The sequence below is a fragment of the Aquabacterium sp. CECT 9606 genome, from assembly GCF_918741295.1.
Classification (GTDB): Bacteria; Pseudomonadota; Gammaproteobacteria; order Burkholderiales; family Burkholderiaceae_C; genus Aquabacterium.
Genome location: NZ_CAKKNB010000002.1, coordinates 685,146 through 703,407, shown reverse-complemented (window position 1 = coordinate 703,407; position 18,262 = coordinate 685,146). Strand labels below are relative to the sequence as shown.

Genomic DNA, 18,262 nt, shown 5'->3' with positions numbered 1-18,262 from the left:
CTTCAACCCATCCCCATGCTGCAACGCCTGCGCGCGGCCCTGAGCCACCTCACCCTGCTGCACAAAACGCTGATCGTCTCCGTGGCGGTCCACGCGGTGCTGATCACCGTGCGCTTCGTCGACCCCGAAGGCTTCAACCGCGTCTTCAAGGACACGCCGCTGGAGGTGATCCTCGTCAACGCCGGCAGCGAGCAGCGGCCTGAGAAGGCGCAGGCGCTGGCGCAGCACAACCTGCAAGGCGGTGGCGAAGGCGAAGGCCGGGCCACCTCGCCCCTGCCACCCGCCTTTCAAACCGAGGTGGGCGAGGCGCTCGACGAATCGCAGCGCATGGTCGAGATGATGCAGGTCGAGCAGCAGCAACTGCTCACCCAGATCCAGAACGAGTTGTCGAGCCTGCCGCCACCCCAACCGCGCCAAAAGCTGGAAAGCGCCCAGAACCGCGCCGACGAAGAGCGCCGCCGTCAGCTCACCGAACTGCTGGCCGAGATCGACAAGCGCATCCGGGCCGAGAACTCGCGGCCCAAGAAGCGCTACCTCAGCCCCGCCACGCTGAGGTCGAGCGATGCGATGTACTACAGCCACTTCCGCACCATCATCGAGCGGGCTGGCACCGAGCACTTCCCCACCGGCAACAATGGCAAGAAACTGTATGGCGAGCTGGTCATGGAGGTGTGGATCGACCGCAAAGGCCAGGTCATCGAAGCCATCGTGACCCAAAGCTCGGGCAACAAGCAGCTGGACAAGCGTGCACAGTCCATCGTCAAGAAGGCCGGCCCCTTTGGCGCCGTGCCTTTGGAAGTGAGCCAGGGCCGCGATTTGCTGCTGGTGTCGTCCCGATTCCGTTTCACCCGCGACGCCTCCCTCGAAGCCTCGACCCAGGCCGTCATGCCCAACGGAGAAAGCGCCCCATGATTGACCGCTACGCCGTGGCCGGCAACCCGGTGGAGCACAGCCGCTCACCCACCATCCACCAGCAGTTCGCCCAACAGACGGGGCAGCACCTGGACTACGGGCGCCTGCTGTGCCCCCTGGATGGTTTCAAGGCCACCTTGCAAGCCTTTGCCGACCATGGCGCACGCGGCTGCAACGTCACCGTGCCTTTCAAGTTCGAAGCTTTCGAGATGGCCGCGCGCCGCACGCCTCGGGCAGAACTGGCGCAAGCGGCCAACACCCTGCGCTTTGACGCCCCCTCGGAAGGCGGCTGGCTGGCCGACAACACCGATGGCGTGGGCCTGGTGCGCGACATCACCGTCAACGCCGGCGTGGCCCTGAGCGGCCAGCGCGTGCTGTTGCTGGGCGCCGGCGGTGCCAGCGCGGGCGTGCTCGGGCCCTTGATCGAGGCGCGCCCCGCAGAGATCGTGCTGGCCAACCGCAGCTTTGACAAGGCCCAGGCCCTGGTTGACCGGCACGCCGATTGGGCCGCAGAACACCAGGTGCGCCTCACCGCCCGATCGCTGGACAACGCCGGCCAGGCCTACGACGTCTTCATCAACGGCACGGCGGCCAGCTTGTCAGGCGGTGGCGTGCCCGTGGGCCCCGGCGTGCTGCGCCCCGGCACCCTGGCCCTGGACATGATGTATGGCCCCGCCGCGCAGCCCTTCCTGCAATGGGCGCGCGACCACCACGCCCTGGCCCGCGATGGCCTGGGCATGCTGGTGGAGCAAGCCGCCGAAAGCTTCGCCGTGTGGCGTGGCATCCGGCCTGACACGGCCCCGGTGCTGGCGTCCTTGCGTGCTCAGCTTGACGCACCCCTCAACCGCACACCTTCCCCCTGATGCGACACTTTTGGCGGATCATCGTTTTGACCGTGCTGGGCGGTCTGTCCCTGCAACTCTACTTCGCGGCGCGCATCGCCCTGATGGCCGTGGTCGATCCGCAGTCCACCACCTTCCAGCGCAGCGAGGTGTTCCGGTTGGCCCGAGACAAGCACGAGGTGCTGTGGAGCCAGGAGTGGCGGCCCTATGCCGAGATCTCCGACAACCTCAAGCGCGCCGTGATCGCCTCAGAGGATGCCAACTTCGCGGACCACAGCGGCGTCGAATGGGATGCCCTGGAAAACGCCTGGAAACGCAACAACCAGGCCCAGGCCAAGATGGACAAGGCCCGCGCGCAAGCCCAGGCCCGCTATGAACGCGCGGTGGCTCGGGCCCAATCACGCGGACGCAAACCGCCTGAGGCGCCAGCGCGTGCCCTGAGCGCCACGCCCAAGGTCATCGGCGGCTCGACCATCACCCAGCAACTGGCCAAGAACCTGTTCTTGAGTGGCGAGCGCAACTTCCTGCGCAAAGGCCAGGAGTTTGTGATCACCTTCATGCTGGAAGGCCTGCTGAGCAAGGAGCGCATCCTGTGCATCTACCTCAACAATGTGGAATGGGGCGAAGGCATCTTTGGTGCACAGGCGGCCGCGCGCCATTATTTCCGGGTTGATGCCAGCCAGCTCAGTGCCACGCCCGCGGGCAGGTTGGCGGTGATGCTGCCGGCCCCCAAGCGCTTCGAGAAGAACCCCCATTCGGCCTATGTGTCGGGCCGGGGCGCCACCATCGCCGCGCGCTTGCAGGGCGTCGAGTTGCCCTGATCAGCGCCGCCGCAAGAATGGCAGCCAACGCGGCATCAGCCAGGCGTCCAGCGCCAGCCGGCCCGGCCCGAACAGCACCAAGGCCAAGCTCAGCACGGCCCACAGCACGTGGTCCTTCAAGCCCGCGACGCTGATGTCCGGGTAGCTGCAGGCCGCCACGGCATTCAGGAAGAACACGCCCAAGGCAGCAGGGCGGCTGAACAATCCCACGGCCAGCAACACCGAGAAGGCCAGTTCGCCCCCCGTGCCCAACCAGGCGGCCAACTCGGGTGGCAAAACCGGCACGTGGTATTCCTCGGCGAACAGGAAGAGCGTCGCGTCCCAATCCTGCAGCTTGGTCAGGCCCGATTTGAAAAACACGTCCAGCAGGTACAAGCGCGCAGCCAGCAGGGCCAGGGATTGCGCCCAAGGCTCGGCCCGCTGGGCCTGTTGCGCGGCTGGTTCGATCCAGCGTTCGATGAGAGAGGTCATGGCAAGCTCCTGATGATCTTGTTCATGAGTCGCCCGGACCGGCGAGTTCTTACACTCGGCCCATCGGGGGATCCTCGTCATCGTCGTGGCGCTGCGCGAAGGCGGCCATGGCCTGGCGCAAAAATCCCACCTGCCTTTTGAAGTTGCGGCAACCCACGCAGGTCCAGGTGTGGACCTCCAGGACGGTGCGCTCACCGGCCGTCAGCAGGCGGTCCTGCGACTCGGAGATCAGTCGGGTGGCTCGATCGCAATTCATCGACGTCCCTTCTTCTTTGGCGCATCGGCGGCGTCGAACCAACGCTGGCCCAGGCACTCTTGCAAGCGCAGGCGCGCCCGGTGCAGCATCACGAACAGGTTGGCCGAGGTGATTCCCACCGTCACGCAGATCTCGTCGGTTTCAAAGCCCATGAACTCGCGCATCATGAACACGCGCGAATGCTGGGCCGGCACGCCATCCAGGCAGGCCTCGAACACCAACCAGAACTGCTGTTGCGCCAGGCAGGCCTGCGGATCGTCCCAGGCGGTGGGACGGCTGTCTGCCAACCAGTGACCACGCTGGTCGAACAATTCATGGGTCGCGTCTTCTTCGTTTTCCTTGCACAGGCTGCTGGCGTCCACCATGCGCTGCTTGTGGCGCAAGACATCGGCTACTTTGTTTTTGAGGATGGCGAACACCCAGGTCTTGAGGGCGGCACGGCCCGCGAAGCGCTCGGCGCCCACCAAGGCACCGGCCAGGGCTTCCTGCACGGCATCTTCGGCCAGGTGCGCATCGCCCAGGTGCAGGTGGGCGAACTTCACCATCTGCTGCCGCAGCACGCTCAGGTAGCCCGAATCGAGCAGGTCGTCATCCGGGACTGCGGCGGCGGAAGTCATGGTGGGCGCAGGTCTGAAAACCCGAGGGGTGGCGTCAAACCACCACTTTACAAGCAGATCAGGTGTCCAGCACCTCGAAGTCAACCCCCAAGCGCTTCAAGAAGAACCCCCATTCGGCCTATCAGGCCTTGCGACTGGACCTTCGGCGCCGCACCAGCGCTGCCGCCACCAAGCAGGGCAGGCCACCGGCCAGTTCCATGAGCAGGATGTTGGCCTCGGGCACCGCACTGCTGATCGAACCACCACCCACATTGGTCGTCATGCGGTCCACGCTGGCATGGATATAGGTACCCAGGTTGTCCAGGCCACTGCCCACGAAGCCGAATTGGACAGGGCTGAACGACAAAGCACCTGCCTTGATGGCGGCGTTGGCGGACCACAGCGGCGGTTCACCGCGAGGAGAGCTGGGGATGTTTCCGGCGAAATGCCACGCATGGGCCACGCCCGGGGTTTGCGCATCGCCGCCCTGCAAGGCGCCGTAGCCATAACCCAGATCCAGCCCTCCCAGCCCGACCGTGATGCCATTGCCGATGAAGCCGAGTTGGTAGGTCAATCCGGCCTGCTTGAACTGGATGCTGCTGTCCCGGGCGTACGCGAATTGAGACCCCTCATCCGACACGGCATCCAGGTCGACCTTGAAGGTGGCCACGTAGTCCTGTCCAACCGCGAACTTCTCCCACAGATCGGCGAAACTGGGGTCCGCCGAGACGTCGATGCTGGTGATGTGCCCCTCGATCTTCCAGACGGCGGGATGACCCGCGTGAGCCAAACCACCCAGGCCCATGGCCAGGACCACCAGTGTGTTCTTGAACGCTGACATGCTCGCTGCCTCTCGGTGTGCATGCCCACGGCATGCGGCGCCTGCCAACTTCCAGGCCATTTCATTCTGCGAGAAATCGATGGCATTGTGTGTAAGCGTAAATCCCTGCCCAAGCCTGCACGCCAGAGCTCGGCTCAGTTTTCCAGCACCTCGAAGTCAACCTTGTCGCGCACGGCGCACGAAGGGCAAGACCAGTCGTCCGGGATCAGTGACCAGGCTGTGCCGGGCGGAAACCCCTCGTGGGGCTCGCCTTTGTCTTCGTCGTACACATGGTCGCAGTTGGGGCAGCGGTATCGCATAGTTTCACTCACGCCTGCTCAGGCACCGGCCTGCTGGCCAGCCTCATGGTAGCGCGCCAGCAACTCGGCGCGCTTGGAGGGCTGCAGGTTCATCAGGCTCATGTCGCCTTTGTAATGCGCCAGCACACGCTTGTTCATCACCGCAAACCACAGGGGTGGGATGTAGGCCAGCACGATCATGCCGGCATAGCCTGAAGGCAGTTGCGGGCTGTTGTCGAAGTGACGCAGGGACTGGTAATGCCGGGTGGGATTGGCATGGTGATCAGAGTGGCGCTGCAGGTGGTACAGGAACAGGTTGGTGACGATGTGGTTGCTGTTCCAGGAATGCTCGGGCTCGCAGCGCACAAAGCGGCCATCCTTGCCCTTCTGGCGCAGCAGGCCGTAATGCTCCAGGTAGTTCACCACCTCCAGCAATGAGAAACCATACACCGCCTGGATGATCAGGAAAGGCAGCACGGCCCAGCCCAGCACGGCCACCATCGCGCCGAACAGCACCACCGACATCGCCCAGGACTGCAAGTTCTCGTTCTGCCAGCTCCACACACTTTTGCCCAGGCGCCCCAGGCGCTCGGCCTCCAGTTGCCAGGCCGAGCGGAAGCTGCCAATCACGGTGCGGGGCAGGAAGGCATAGAACGACTCGCCAAAGCGCGAGCTGGCGGGGTCGTCTGGCGTGGCCACGTTCTTATGGTGTCCACGGTTGTGCTCGACAAAGAAGTGCCCATACAAGGTGGGTGCCAACGCGACGCGGGCCAGCCAGCGGTCGAACTTGGATTTTTTGTGGCCGAGCTCATGGGCTGTGTTGATGCCGATGCCATTGATGATGCCCACGCTCAGGCTCAGGCCCAGCAGGTGGTACCACGGCAGATCGTGGGTCACCGCCAGCCAGCCACCCAGGCAAAGCGTGGCCATCTGCATCGGCACGAAAGCGTAGGTGACCCAGCTGTAATAGCGGTCAGCCTCCAGTGCGGCCAAAGCCTCGGCGGGTGGGTTGTGGCGGTCTTCGCCAATGAGCCAGTCCAGTGCCGGGATCAGGCCATACAAGACCGCAAAGCCAATCCACAGCAACCAGGTCTGCTCGTACTTCCAGAAGCCCAGCAGGCCCGCGCCCGCGATCAGGGTGACGGCCGGGCTGAGCAGCCACAAGTAGCGTTTGGAATCGACCCAGGGGGTCGCAAGGGTGGTGGGCTGTTGCACGGTGAACTCCTGTGAGGATGAGCGCAGTGTCAAACGAAGCGACCTCGGCGTGAAGCGCCAGAAAGCCGCGTCACTTCACTGATACGCCGCCCACGAACCCACGTTAACCCTGAGCCTCACCAAGGCAGGTGGATCACACCAACTTGGCGGCGGATCACCACTTGCAGAACATGGCATGCTGACGCCATGGACCCACTCAGCCTGATCCTCGACGACATGCATTTCAACGGTGTCGTGTTCGCGTACACCGAGTTGACCGCGCCCTGGTCACTGCACATGCACACCCCAGGCCTGGCGGCCTTTCACACGGTGGGCGCTGGCCAATGCTGGCTGATCCGCGAGGGTGAAGAGCCTTTGCTGATGCAAACCGGCGATCTGCTGGTGCTGCCGGCCGGCAGTGCGCACAAGGTGCAGGACAAACCCCATACCATGGCGCAGACGGAAGACCTCCTGCCCCACCTGAGCACCTCCGACCTTGATGCGCTCAAGCTCGGTGGCGGTGGCCCCGTGTGCCGCCTGATCAGTGGGCATGCGCGCTTTGACATCGACATGGCCGCCCCCTTGATCGCGGCTTTGCCCCCCTTGATGCACCTGCGCGGCTTGGGCGAGGCACCGCCGCTGTGGCTGGGCATCGGGCTGCAGTTCCTGGCGCAGGAAGTGTCGGCCCGCCGGCCCGCGCAACAAGCCATCATCAACCGCCTGGGCGACATCCTCTTCATGGAATGCCTGCGGGACTACGTGGAATCGATCCCCGAGGATTCGGGCAACTGGCTGGCCGCCTTGAAGGACCGGGCCTTGTCGGTGGCCCTGGCCCAGATGCACCAGAACCCGCGCCACAACTGGACCGTGCCTGAGCTGGCGCAGCATGCCTGCCTGTCCCGATCAGCCTTCGCCGATCGCTTCAGCCAGGCCCTGGGCGAGCCGCCCTTGACCTACCTGACACGCCACCGCATGCGGCTGGCCGCGCGGCAACTGGGCAACCACGGCGGTTTGTCGATCAGCCGCGTGGCCGACCAGGTGGGCTACGCCTCGGAGGCGGCATTCAGCCAGGCCTTCAAGCGCGAATACGGGGTGTCGCCCTCGGTGTGGCGACAGCAGCGCAACCGCGCCCTGTCGCCCGAGGAGCCATCAGCGGCAGAGTGAGCCGGGGCCGCCCAGCAAGGCCGCGACCTTGCGCTTGGGCTTGATGAAACGCGACACGCTGCTGGTGCCGCCGGCCGGCGTGGCGCTCTTGTCTTCCCAGACAGGATCGGCGTTGGCGGCGGGCTCGTAGGGCTTGTTGAAGAATGGGTCGACGGGCTCGGACCGGCGGTAGGCCGGACGCACAGGACGCGCGGCGGAACGGCCCGCATCACGGTCACGCGACGAGACATCACGGTCGCCAAACGACGATGCCGGCGACGCGACCGATGAAGAAGGCTCGGAACGCTCTTCGCGGTCTTCGCTGTAACGCGATTCGCGGCGTGGACGCCGATCGTCTTGCAGCTCGAACGACTCGACCTCGATCTTCTTCTTGATCAGCTTCTCGATGTCGGCCATCAGACGTGTGTCGGATGACGTCACCAGTGACACGGCCAGGCCAGAGGCGCCTGCGCGGCCGGTGCGGCCGATGCGGTGCACGTAGTCTTCGGCGCCAAACGGGATGTCGAAGTTGAACACCGCCGGCAGGGCCGCGATGTCGATGCCGCGCGCGGCCACGTCGGTGGCCACCAGCAGTTCGATCTCACCGGCCTTGAAGGCGGCCAGCGCTTTCAGGCGTTCGTCTTGCGACTTGTCGCCGTGCAGGGCCGAGGTCTTCAGGCCATCGCGCTCGAACGAACGGGCCAGGCGGGACGCGCCCAGCTTGGAGTTCACAAAGACGATGCTCTGCGTGATGTTGCGTTCGCGCAGGATCTGGCGGATCACATTGCGCTTGTCGTCATCGGTGGTGCGGTAAAAGCGCTGCTCGACATTGGTCGCGGTTTCGTTCGGGCGGGCCGTCTCGACCAGGATCGGGTCTTGCAGGTAGCTTTGCGCCAGCTTCTTGATCTCGGGCGAGAAGGTCGCCGAGAACAACAGCGTCTGGCGCTGCTTGGGCAGGTAGCTCAGGATGCGCTGCAGATCGGGCAGGAAGCCGATGTCCAGCATGCGGTCGGCTTCGTCCAGCACCACGTATTCAACCTGACCGAGGTTGCAGTTCTTGGCCTCGATGTGGTCCAGCAGGCGGCCCGGGGTGGCGATCAGCACCTCGACGCCGGCTTTCAGCTCAACCGTTTGTTCTTTCATGTTCATGCCACCGAACACCACGGCCACGCGCAGATTGGTCTGCTTGGCGTAGTTGGTGACATTGGCGGCGACCTGCACGGCCAGCTCACGCGTGGGGGCCAGCACGATGGCGCGCACCGGGTGGCGGGCGGGCGACATGCTGGGGTTCTCGTGCTTGAGCATCTTCTGCAGCAGCGGGATCGAGAACGCGGCCGTCTTGCCGGTGCCGGTCTGGGCAGCGCCCATCACGTCACGGCCTTGCAGCACCAGGGGAATCGCCTTGGCCTGGATGGGCGTCATGGACAGGTAACCCTGCGTCACGATGGCGCGCAGCAGTTTCGGGTCCAGGGGCAGCGTGTCGAACCGTTGTGGCTCTTCGGGTGCCACCTCGGCGGGCAATGCGCTGGGGATGGAAGCGGCCTCTGCGGAAACTGTCTCTGGGACGGTCGAGGGCGTGGGCGGCAACTCAGCCGCAAGGGGGGTGTTTTGATTCATCAAGTCGAACATTATCCCCTCTGCGTACCCCCAGCGCAAGCCAGCGGCTAGAAGGTGTAACCCACGGTTCTCTGGATGCCCATGGTGCTGGCCTCAGCCGCTTCCAGAAGCTTGGCCAATGGACCCAATCCTTGATAGCGAGTACACACTTTGTGGGCGTGCGTCCAGACGCGGGGGATGTCAGCCAAATACCCCTGTTTACCGTCGCGCAAGGCCAGGCGGGCAAAGATGCCCAGCACTTTGAGGTGGCGCTGCAACCCCATCCAGTCCAGATCACGCCAGAAATCGCCGAAGTCGGCGGGCACAGGCAGGCCCTGTTTGCGGGCCCGCTCCCAGTAGCGCACAGCGTGGTCCAGCTGGGTTTCTTCATCCCAGAACACGTAGGCGTCGCGCAGCAGGGACACCAGGTCATAGGTCAGGGGGCCAACCACGGCGTCCTGGAAATCGATGACGCCAGGCCGGGCCTGGGTGTCGTCAACGTTCACCATGAGGTTGCGGCTGTGGTAATCACGGTGGACCAGCACCGTGGCTTGCCCCAGCACTTGCGACTTGATCAGGCCGAACGTCTTGGCCAGCATGGCCTGCTGGATTTCGTCAAGCTTCTGGCCGCGCAACTGCGTGAGGTACCAGTCGGGGAACAGGTCCATCTCGCGTTGCAGCAGGGCGTCGTCGTAAAGCGGCGTGCCTTCTGCGGGCTTGACCGCCTGCAGCAGCAGCAACTCGTCCAGGGCCGCCACATAGCGCGCCCGGCTGTCGGGGGTCTCCAGGTTGCCCACTTCCACGCCAGCGTTCAGCGTGGACAGCAGGGTGTGCTCGCCCAGGTCGGTCAGCAGCATGAAGCCTTGCGCTTCGTCCCAAGCCAGCACCTCGGGCACGTTCACGCCACCGGCATGCAGCAGGCGCGCGATCGACACGAAGGGGCGGCAATCTTCCTTGGCCGGTGGCGCGTCCATGACGATGAAAGACGCTGATGCACCCTGCGCGTCAACCCGGAAATAGCGGCGAAAGCTGGCATCGGCGCTGGCCGAACGCAAGGTCTCGGGCAACAGGCCGTGGGCGGGCACCAGCCCGTTCAACCATTGGTGAAACGCCGTTTGGCGATCGGCTTCAAGCCAGACAATGGAGTCAAAAGAAGGCATGGGTGTGAGCGCGTGAAATAATCCCCCGATTGTAGGCAAGGCCGCTGCCAAAGCGGCGCCCCTTTCACCCAGGACAGCGCCCGCCCCACACCGTGACCCGATCCACCGCCCGCCCCCTGTCCGCCCGCTGGACCCCGATTGCCCTGGCCGCCGCCCTGGTGGCTGCCCCGCTGGGTTTCTCAACCACCGCGCATGCGCAGGCGGCACCGGCGAACGCGCCCCCCGCTTCGGCGCCCGATCCGCTGCGCTTTTCCTTCAACCTGGACGTGCCCATTGCCGGCCCGGGCAACCCCGCCCTGCCGCTGTTTTTCGAAGCCGACCACCTGGAGGGCCAGCCCGACGACCGCATGCGGGCCACCGGCTCGGTGCGGCTCAAGCAAGGCGACCTGGTCGTGCGCGCGGACGAAGTCACCCACACCTACGCCGACAACACGGCCAAGGCGCTGGGCAATGTGCGCATCACCCGGCGCGGCGATTTCTACAGCGGCCCCGAGCTCACGCTCAAGCTGGACACGTTGGAAGGCGAGTTCATCAACCCCAACTACCGTTTCGCCCGCACCAACGCCGGCGGGCACGCCGATCTGGTGGAGTTCCTGGGCAACAACCGCCTGCGCGCCACCAACGCCACTTACAGCAGCTGCACCCCCGAGAACACGGCCGATGGCAGCCCGGGCGAGCCCGATTGGGTGCTGAGCACGCGCAAGGTGACGATGGACATCGACGCCAACGAGGGCCGCGCCGAAGGGGCCGTCATCCGTTTCCTGGGCGTGCCCATCCTGGGGGCGCCCGTGCTCACTTTCCCCTTGTCGGACGCGCGCAAATCCGGCTGGCTGCCGCCCAGTTTCGATGTGGACAACAAGAGCGGCTTCGAGCTGGCCGAGCCTTACTACTGGAACATCGCGCCCAACCAGGACGCCACCCTGACACCCACCCTGTCGACGCGACGGGGCGCGGGGCTGGACACCGAATACCGCTACCTGCTGCGCGGCGATTCGGGCACCCTGCACGCCTACATGCTGCCCCACGATGACGTGGCGGGCCGATCGCGCGGCCTGGTCGATTTCAGGCACCAGGGCGACCTGAACACCAGCGGCAACCCGACGGTGACCAACTACGAACTGCGCTGGCGCCGAGTCTCGGACGACGACTACTGGAAAGACTTCCCACGCAACCTGCCCTCGCTGACCCCGCGCCTGTACGACAGCCACGCCAGCATCGAACGCCAGCTCAACACGCGCAACTGGGGCCTGGGCAACAGTCAGACCTCGCTGTACGCCAATGTGCAGACCTGGCAAACGCTGCGCGACCTGTCGTCCACCGCCGACGCCGCCACCCAGGTGATCTCGCCCTACCGCCGCGAACCGCAGCTGGGTGTGCACAGCCGCAGCACCTCCGAGACCGGCTGGGCCTGGAGCATGACCGGCGAGTTCAACCGCTTCACCAATGAAGACCGCACCCGAATCAGCGGCGACCGCGTGCACGCCATCGCCAAGCTGGAGCGCCCCATGGGCGACAGCGGCATCGCCATCACGCCCCGGCTCACGCTGCACGCGGTCAGCTATTCGCTGGACCGCACCTTGGCGACGGGCCAGAAAGAAGCGTCCCGCTTCATCCCCACCTTCAGCATCGACAGCAGCGCCACGCTGGAGCGTCAGGCCAACTATTTCGGGCAGGACCTGATCCAGACCCTCGAGCCGCGGGTGGAGTATGTCTACACGCCCTACCGCAACCAGTCGGACCTGCCCTTGTTCGACAGCGCGCCGCGTGACTTCAACCAATACTCCAGCTTCGACGAGAACGCCTTCACAGGCGTGGACCGGATCTCCGACGCCAACAAGGTCAACCTGGGCCTGACCACCAGGCTGGTGAACCCGCTGACTGGCGCCGAAGCCCTGCGCCTGGGCGTGGTGCAAGGCGTGCTGTTCTCCACCCAGCGCATCACCCCCAATGACGAGGCCCCCGTCCGGCAAAAGCTGTCGGACCTGCTGGTGCTGGGTTCCACCACCGTGGCACCCCACTGGACCTTGGGCGGCACCGCGCAGTTCAGCGCGCAAGGGCACCGCAACGAACGCTCGGTGATCGGTGTGCGCTATTCGCCCGGTGCCTGGCGCACCATCAGCGCCGACTACCGCTACACCCGCGACAGCAGCGAACAACTCGCGATTGGCTGGCAATGGCCCATCTTTGGCAAGAAGCCACCGATGGACGACTCCATGGCCCGCCAGGCCATCGCCCAGACCACCGCCCTCAACTTCGACAAGCCCACCTCAGGCGGGTCCAGCTGCAAAGGCACCTGGTATTCCGTGGGCCGACTCAACTACAGCTTGCGTGACAGCCGTTTCGCCGACACCCTGTACGGTTTCGAATACGACGCTGGCTGCTGGATCGGCCGGATCGTGGCCGAACGCCTGTCGGTGGGCCGCGACCAGGCCAGTACCCGTTTCATGTTCCAACTCGAATTGGTCGGCCTGTCTCGCCTGGGTTCCAGCCCGCTGCGCGCCTTGAAGGACAATATCCCTGGCTACCGGCTGCTGCGCGAAGACAACAGTGTGCTGACGGCCCCGAGCTCCTTGCCCACCTCCTCTGATGACTGACCACTCCACGCACCCCTTCCGCACAGCCCCCCGCCAGCCCCGTCGCCACCGGCTTGTTCCAGGGCTGTGCCTGGCCTTGGCCCTGCTGACGGCCGGCTCCCAAACCCAGGCCCAGGGATTCAAGCGCAGCGACGCCCCCTCGGTGTCGCCCCGCATCTTGGGCAACCGGGGCCTGAGTACCGAGCTCAAGCTGGCTGGCGTGCAAAGCACCGCCGACTACATCGTGGCCGTGGTCAACCAGGAGCCCATCACCCACCTGGAAGTGGAAAAACGCGTCAGCCGCATCCAGGAGTCGGCCCCCGCTGGCGCCCGTCTGCCATCGGGCGAGGCACTGCGCCAACAGGTGCTGGATGCCCTCATCAACGAGAAGGTGCAGTTGTCGTTCGCCAGAACCTCCGGCATGGATGTGCCCGAGGCCGAACTGGACGCGGCGATCGAAAACATCGCCACGCAGAACAAGATCACCGTGGCCGACCTGAAAGACCGCATGCGCGCCGACGGCCTGGATTACCAGCGTTACCGCGACAGCCTGCGCGAGCAGATCCTGCTGGAGCGGGTGCGTCAGCGCGAAGTCAACGCGCGCATCCAGGTCAGCGATGCCGATGTGGCCGAGTTCTACGCCAAGGGCGCCGAGGGCCTGGGCGAGACTTCCTACAACATCGCTCACCTGCTGATCGCCGTGCCCGAAGGCAGCAGCCCGACCCAGGTGCAGGCCCTTCAAGCCAAGGCCCTGGAGCTGCAACAGCGCGCCAGCAAGGGCGAGAACTTCGCGCAACTGGTCAAGGCCAATTCGGCCGACACCAACACGCGCGACCAAGGTGGCACCGTGGGCATGCGCCCGGCCAGCCGCCTGCCCGACCTGTTCGTCGATGCCGTCAAAAACCTGCCAGTGGGCAAAGTGGCCCCCTTGGTCCGCTCAGGCGCCGGCTTCCACGTGGTCAAGCTGATCGAGCGTGAAAACTCGGGCAAGGCCACCTACACCCAGCAACGGGCCCGCCACATCCTGATCCGCACCACGCCGCAGCTCGACGCCCGGGCCGCTGCCAAGCGCATGGACGACATCCGCAAGCAGATCGTGGGCGGACAGGCCAGCTTCGCCCAGATGGCCCGCCAGTACTCTGAAGACGGCAGCGCCATGCGCGGTGGCGACCTGGGCTGGACAGCGCCCGGCCAGTTCGTGCCCGAGTTCGAGAAAGCCTTGCTGGCCCTGCAACCCGGCCAGGTCTCCGAGCCCGTGGTGACCCGCTTTGGCGTGCACTTGATCCAGCTGATCGAGCGCAAGGAAGTCGAGTTGAGCGAACAGCAAAAGAAGGAAGCAGCCCGCAGCGTGCTGCGCGAACAGCAGTTCGAAGCCGCCTACGAAGAGTGGGCCAAGGAACTGCGCGCGGCCGCTTACGTGGAATTGCGCGATGCCCCCTGATCGCAAGAGCAGCCACAAGGGCCACTTCGCGCGCAAGCGCTTTGGCCAGCACTTCCTGGCCGATGTCGGCGTGATCGAAGACATCGTGCGCGCCATCAAGCCCAAGCCCGGCCAGGCCCTGGTTGAAATCGGCCCCGGCCTGGGCGCCATGACGGACCCGGTCGTGGCCGAGTGCGAACACCTCACCGTGATCGAACTGGACCGTGACCTGGTGCAGCGCCTGCGACAGCGCCCCGAGCTCACCGTCATCGAGTCTGACGTGCTCAAGGTCGATTTTGGGGCGCTGGCATTGGAACGCGCGCCGCGAAAGCTGCGCGTGATCGGCAACCTGCCGTACAACATCTCCACGCCGATCCTGTTCCACCTGCTGCCCTGGGCCGACCACGTGGAAGACCAGCACTTCATGCTGCAAAAGGAAGTCGTGGACCGCATGGTGGCCGGGCCAGGGTGCAAGGACTACGGCCGACTGAGTGTGATGCTGCAGTGGCGTTACCACATGGAATCGGTGGTGGACGTGCCGCCCACCGCCTTTGACCCGCCGCCCCGCGTGGATTCAGCGGTGGTGCGCATGGTGCCCTTGCCGCCCCCGGAAGGCATCAACCAGAAGCTGTTGGGCGAGATCGTGACCGTGGCGTTTTCTCAGCGGCGCAAACTGCTGCGCCACACGCTGGGCGCCTGGCTGACCACGCGCGGCGTCGACGTTGACTTCAACGTCACCCGCCGCGCCGAAGAGGTGCCCGTGGCCGAGTACCTGGCCTTGGCCAAACACTGTCAGGCCTGAACGGCCTGACAGTGTTCAGCGTTCGTCGTTGTCACCGCTGCGGCGACGGCGCATCAACGTGCCAATCGCCCCCAGCCCGGCAAGCGCCAAGGCATAGCTTTGCGGCTCCGGCACGGGCGACAGGTACCAGTTCACAGAGTACAAGCCTGAGCCGCTGCCAGCCACTTGGAAACTGTAGTCGTTGCCTGCCGCCAAGCTCAAGCCCGAGAAACTGATGCCCGGCCCAGCCAACAGAGTGCCCCCTTTGTAGATGGACAGCGACAAGGATCCCGCGGCCGGGATGATGTAGCCCAGGTTCAGCGTCTGACCCTGCACGGCAAATGCGGCCATGGTGGGCGCCGACAGTGAGAAGCCGATGGTGTCGTTGAACGAGAACTGGCCCAGAAACATCGCACTGCCTGGACTCACCTGCGCTTGCAGGTCACCAATCGAAGTGGTGAAGGCATGGGCGGAAGAACACACTGCCAGGGCCGCCATCGCGCCCACCACCGTTGACCGGATTCGCACTGGAACTTTGAGAGTTGTTGTCATGACAGACCCCTTTGAAGACGACGGACCAAACTACAGTGCTAACCCTTAGGCATGAAGTGTGCCAAGCGCCCGGGGGCCCTTGAGCCCTGAAAGGGGCCCGATGCGCACTGCGATGGCACACCTGCTCCCCAAATGGCGCCCACTCCGCACCACCTGCGTTCAGGCGCTCGCCCAAAGCTGTGCGGTCCGCGCCGATACACTGCACCCATGAAGCGCTTTTTAGTGGGTGGTGCCGTTCGCGATCGTCTCCTGGGCCGGCCTGCCGGCGACCGGGACTGGGTGGTGGTGGGCGCCAGCCCCGATGAATTGGTCAAGCTGGGCTACACCCCGGTGGGCCGCGATTTCCCCGTGTTTCTGCACCCTGAGACCAAAGAAGAATGCGCGCTGGCCCGCACCGAGCGCAAGACCGCGCCAGGCTACCGGGGCTTCGTCGTCCACGCCGCCCCGGATGTCACGCTCGAAGAAGACTTGGCCCGGCGAGACCTGACCATCAACGCCATCGCCCAGGACGAATCCGGGCAGTTGACGGACCCTCACGGTGGTCAACGCGATCTGAATGACAAGGTGCTGCGCCACGTCTCGCCCGCCTTTTCCGAAGACCCGGTGCGCATCCTGCGCCTGGCCCGCTTTGCCGCTCGCTTTGACGACTTCACCGTGGCCCCCGAAACCCTGGCCCTGATGCGGGACATGGCTGAGGCGGGCGAGGTGGACCACCTTGTTCCCGAGCGCGTGTGGCAGGAATTGTCGCGCGGGCTGATGGAAAGCAAGCCTTCGCGCATGTTCGAGGTGCTGCGTGACTGTGGCGCATTGGCCCGCTTGCTGCCTGAAGTGGAGCGCCTGTGGGGCGTGCCGCAGCGCGCCGACCACCACCCCGAGGTCGACACCGGCGTGCACCTGATGATGGTGCTGGACATGAGCGCCCGCCTGAACGCCGACCTGCCTGTGCGCTACGCCTGCCTGTGCCACGACTTGGGCAAGGGCACCACGCCCGAACACGTGCTGCCACGCCACATCGGGCACGAGGAGCGCAGCGCCCGGCTGCTCAAAGGCATGAGCGAACGCCTGCGTGCCCCTGTGGATTGCCGCGAGCTGGCCGACGTGGTGGCGCGCGAGCACGGCAACATCCACCGCAGCGGGGATCTGAAAGCGGCGCCCACCGTGCGGCTGCTGGAACGCTGCGATGCCATCCGCAAGCCCCAGCGGTTCAAGCAAGTGTTGCTGGCCTGCGAGTGCGATGCACGCGGCCGCTTGGGGATGGACGAGCAGCCTTACCCTCAGGCCGTGCGCCTGCAGGCGGCACTGGACATCGCTCTGAGCGTGGACACGGCCAAGGTGGCCAAAAAATGCATGGAGGCGGGCAAGCAGGGACCGGCCGTTGGCAAGGCGATCCAGGATGCGCGCGTCACGGCCATCGAGATCGCGTGGGCGAAATCCCGGGCTGAAAACGACCAATGATTCGGTGCGCCATGGACTCAAGGCGCCCTGCACATTCGCAGGGCGCCTTGGAGTTCACTGGACTTCGGTACGACTGACTATCTAAGCAACGTAGAGATCAGTCCGCCTGCTTGCGCAGGAAAGCGGGGATCTCGATCTCGTCCATGCCATTGCTGGCCAGGGCATCCACCTTCGCAGCCGCCTGGGTGCGACCCGAGCGCCACACGCTGGGCGTGTTCAGACCGCTGAAGTCGTTGTGGCCCGAGGTGGCGCCCATGCCCAGGCCGGACGAGCCACCATGCACCTGGTGGTTCAGCACCGGCAGGTTGTCCGTGCCCGTGCGGGCAAAGACCTGGCCATGCGCTTGCGCGGCGCTGTGCACCACCGACATCGGCGCCTGCTGGCGGCGGCCGGCGCTCAGGCCCGTGGCGATCACGGTCACGCGCAGTTGGTCGCCCAGGCTTTCGTCGTAGGCGGTGCCGTAGATGACATGGGCCTCTTCCGCGGCATAGCGGCGGATGGTGTTCATGGCATTGCGCGATTCACTCAGCTTGAAGTTGCTCTTGCCCGCGGCAATCAGCACCAGCACGCCACGCGCGCCCGACAGGTCGATGCCTTCCAGCAGTGGGCAGGCCACGGCCGATTCAGCCGCCTTGGTGGCGCGGTCCGGACCCGACGCGGTGGCCGTGCCCATCATGGCCTTGCCAGGCTCGCTCATCACCGTCTTGACGTCTTCGAAGTCGACGTTGACCAGGCCGGGAATGTGGATGATGTCGCTGATGCCGCCGACGGCGTTCTTCAGCACATCGTTGGCCTGCTTGAAGGCTTCTTCCTGGGTGATGTCATCGCCCAGGACTTCCAGCAGCTTCTCGTTCAGCACCACGATCAACGAGTCGACGTTGGCTTCCAGCTCGGCCAGGCCAGCGTCGGCCTGCTTCATGCGGCGGCCACCTTCGAACTCGAAAGGCTTGGTCACCACACCAACGGTGAGGATGCCCATCTCCTTGGCCACGCGCGCGATCACAGGCGCCGCGCCCGTGCCCGTGCCACCGCCCATGCCGGCGGTGATGAAGACCATGTGCGCGCCATCGAGGGCAGTGCGGATCTGGTCCACGGCTTCTTCAGCCGCCACGCGTCCGGCTTCCGGCTTGGAGCCGGCGCCCAGGCCACTGTTGCCCAGCTGCATCTGCATGTCCGCGCTGGAGCGGTTCAATGCCTGTGCATCCGTGTTGGCGCAGATGAACTGCACACCCTGAACACCCTGGGCGATCATGTGGTCGACCGCGTTGCCGCCGCCACCACCCACCCCGATCACCTTGATCTGGGTTCCCAGGTCGAAGTTTTCAATCATTTCGATTGCCATGTCGTACCTCCAAATATTTCAAGCAGTTG

18 protein-coding genes are annotated in these 18,262 nt (G+C 65.2%); 8 read left to right on the top strand and 10 right to left on the bottom strand.

Going from position 1 to position 18,262, the window contains the following annotated elements; all coding sequences use genetic code 11:
- The first annotated feature begins 15 nt into the window (after positions 1-15).
- The 3 genes from LQ232_RS10945 to LQ232_RS10935 are packed head-to-tail and all read left to right on the top strand — an operon-like array spanning position 16 to position 2,575.
- Positions 16-912 carry an energy transducer TonB gene (locus tag LQ232_RS10945; protein ID WP_230180348.1) on the top strand — a complete coding sequence of 299 codons (897 nt, stop codon included), beginning with the start codon at positions 16-18 and terminating at the stop codon, positions 910-912.
- Positions 909-1,775 carry a shikimate dehydrogenase gene (aroE, locus tag LQ232_RS10940; RefSeq protein ID WP_230180347.1) on the top strand — a complete coding sequence of 289 codons (867 nt, stop codon included), beginning with the start codon at positions 909-911 and terminating at the stop codon, positions 1,773-1,775. The genes LQ232_RS10945 and aroE overlap by 4 nt, the downstream gene beginning before the upstream one ends.
- Complete coding sequence (locus tag LQ232_RS10935; protein WP_230180346.1) at positions 1,775-2,575, top strand: transglycosylase domain-containing protein; 801 nt, start codon at positions 1,775-1,777, stop codon at positions 2,573-2,575. Before aroE ends, LQ232_RS10935 begins: the two co-directional genes overlap by 1 nt.
- On the opposite strand, the gene LQ232_RS10930 is transcribed toward LQ232_RS10935, so the two are convergent.
- From LQ232_RS10930 to LQ232_RS10905, 6 genes are all read right to left on the bottom strand, one after another.
- Positions 2,576-3,046: a DoxX family protein gene (locus tag LQ232_RS10930; RefSeq protein WP_230180345.1), complete on the bottom strand. Its 471-nt coding sequence runs from the start codon at positions 3,044-3,046 to the stop codon at positions 2,576-2,578.
- 49 nt (positions 3,047-3,095) lie between these two features.
- Positions 3,096-3,302, bottom strand: coding sequence for a zf-HC2 domain-containing protein (locus tag LQ232_RS10925; RefSeq protein ID WP_230180344.1), 207 nt, complete (start codon positions 3,300-3,302; stop codon positions 3,096-3,098).
- Positions 3,299-3,919, bottom strand: coding sequence for a sigma-70 family RNA polymerase sigma factor (locus tag LQ232_RS10920; protein WP_230180343.1), 621 nt, complete (start codon positions 3,917-3,919; stop codon positions 3,299-3,301). The genes LQ232_RS10925 and LQ232_RS10920 overlap by 4 nt, the downstream gene beginning before the upstream one ends.
- Before the next feature lie 121 nt (positions 3,920-4,040).
- A complete protein-coding gene (locus tag LQ232_RS10915; RefSeq protein ID WP_230180342.1) occupies positions 4,041-4,739 on the bottom strand; it encodes a hypothetical protein in 699 nt (232 codons plus the stop codon).
- Positions 4,740-4,873: 134 nt separating this feature from the next.
- Positions 4,874-5,050 carry a rubredoxin gene (locus LQ232_RS10910; protein ID WP_305878656.1) on the bottom strand — a complete coding sequence of 59 codons (177 nt, stop codon included), beginning with the start codon at positions 5,048-5,050 and terminating at the stop codon, positions 4,874-4,876.
- Between the two features lie 6 nt (positions 5,051-5,056).
- Positions 5,057-6,232: an alkane 1-monooxygenase gene (locus tag LQ232_RS10905; protein WP_230180341.1), complete on the bottom strand. Its 1,176-nt coding sequence runs from the start codon at positions 6,230-6,232 to the stop codon at positions 5,057-5,059.
- 186 nt (positions 6,233-6,418) lie between these two features.
- Between LQ232_RS10905 and LQ232_RS10900 the strand changes: the two genes are divergently transcribed.
- Positions 6,419-7,375 (top strand): AraC family transcriptional regulator, encoded by a 957-nt coding sequence (locus LQ232_RS10900; protein ID WP_230180340.1) that lies wholly within the window; start codon positions 6,419-6,421, stop codon positions 7,373-7,375.
- Here the strand turns inward: LQ232_RS10900 and LQ232_RS10895 are convergent.
- Both LQ232_RS10895 and LQ232_RS10890 read right to left on the bottom strand, forming a co-directional pair.
- On the bottom strand, positions 7,361-8,971 hold the full coding sequence (locus LQ232_RS10895) for a DEAD/DEAH box helicase (protein ID WP_230180339.1): 1,611 nt from the start codon (positions 8,969-8,971) through the stop codon (positions 7,361-7,363). The genes LQ232_RS10900 and LQ232_RS10895 overlap by 15 nt on opposite strands.
- 47 nt (positions 8,972-9,018) lie before the next feature.
- Positions 9,019-10,110, bottom strand: coding sequence for an aminoglycoside phosphotransferase family protein (locus tag LQ232_RS10890; protein WP_230180338.1), 1,092 nt, complete (start codon positions 10,108-10,110; stop codon positions 9,019-9,021).
- Positions 10,111-10,202: 92 nt separating this feature from the next.
- On the opposite strand from LQ232_RS10890, the gene LQ232_RS10885 reads away from it, so the two are divergent.
- The 3 genes from LQ232_RS10885 to rsmA are packed head-to-tail and all read left to right on the top strand — an operon-like array spanning position 10,203 to position 14,905.
- Positions 10,203-12,704: an LPS-assembly protein LptD gene (locus LQ232_RS10885; protein WP_230180337.1), complete on the top strand. Its 2,502-nt coding sequence runs from the start codon at positions 10,203-10,205 to the stop codon at positions 12,702-12,704.
- Positions 12,697-14,124, top strand: coding sequence for a peptidylprolyl isomerase (locus LQ232_RS10880; protein WP_230180336.1), 1,428 nt, complete (start codon positions 12,697-12,699; stop codon positions 14,122-14,124). Before LQ232_RS10885 ends, LQ232_RS10880 begins: the two co-directional genes overlap by 8 nt.
- A complete protein-coding gene (gene rsmA, locus LQ232_RS10875) occupies positions 14,114-14,905 on the top strand; it encodes a 16S rRNA (adenine(1518)-N(6)/adenine(1519)-N(6))-dimethyltransferase RsmA (protein WP_230180335.1) in 792 nt (263 codons plus the stop codon). The genes LQ232_RS10880 and rsmA overlap by 11 nt, the downstream gene beginning before the upstream one ends.
- A 15-nt stretch (positions 14,906-14,920) precedes the next feature.
- On the opposite strand, the gene LQ232_RS10870 is transcribed toward rsmA, so the two are convergent.
- Positions 14,921-15,436: an FxDxF family PEP-CTERM protein gene (locus LQ232_RS10870; protein WP_230180334.1), complete on the bottom strand. Its 516-nt coding sequence runs from the start codon at positions 15,434-15,436 to the stop codon at positions 14,921-14,923.
- Between the two features lie 207 nt (positions 15,437-15,643).
- Here LQ232_RS10870 and LQ232_RS10865 point away from each other — a divergent pair, with 207 nt between their 5' ends.
- The gene (locus tag LQ232_RS10865) at positions 15,644-16,891 is read left to right on the top strand and encodes a multifunctional CCA addition/repair protein (protein WP_230180333.1); all 1,248 of its coding nucleotides are present in this window, start codon (positions 15,644-15,646) and stop codon (positions 16,889-16,891) included.
- A gap of 97 nt (positions 16,892-16,988) precedes the next feature.
- Here the strand turns inward: LQ232_RS10865 and ftsZ are convergent, their stop codons facing one another.
- Complete coding sequence (gene ftsZ / locus LQ232_RS10860; RefSeq protein ID WP_230180332.1) at positions 16,989-18,233, bottom strand: cell division protein FtsZ; 1,245 nt, start codon at positions 18,231-18,233, stop codon at positions 16,989-16,991.
- Positions 18,234-18,262 lie beyond the last annotated feature (29 nt).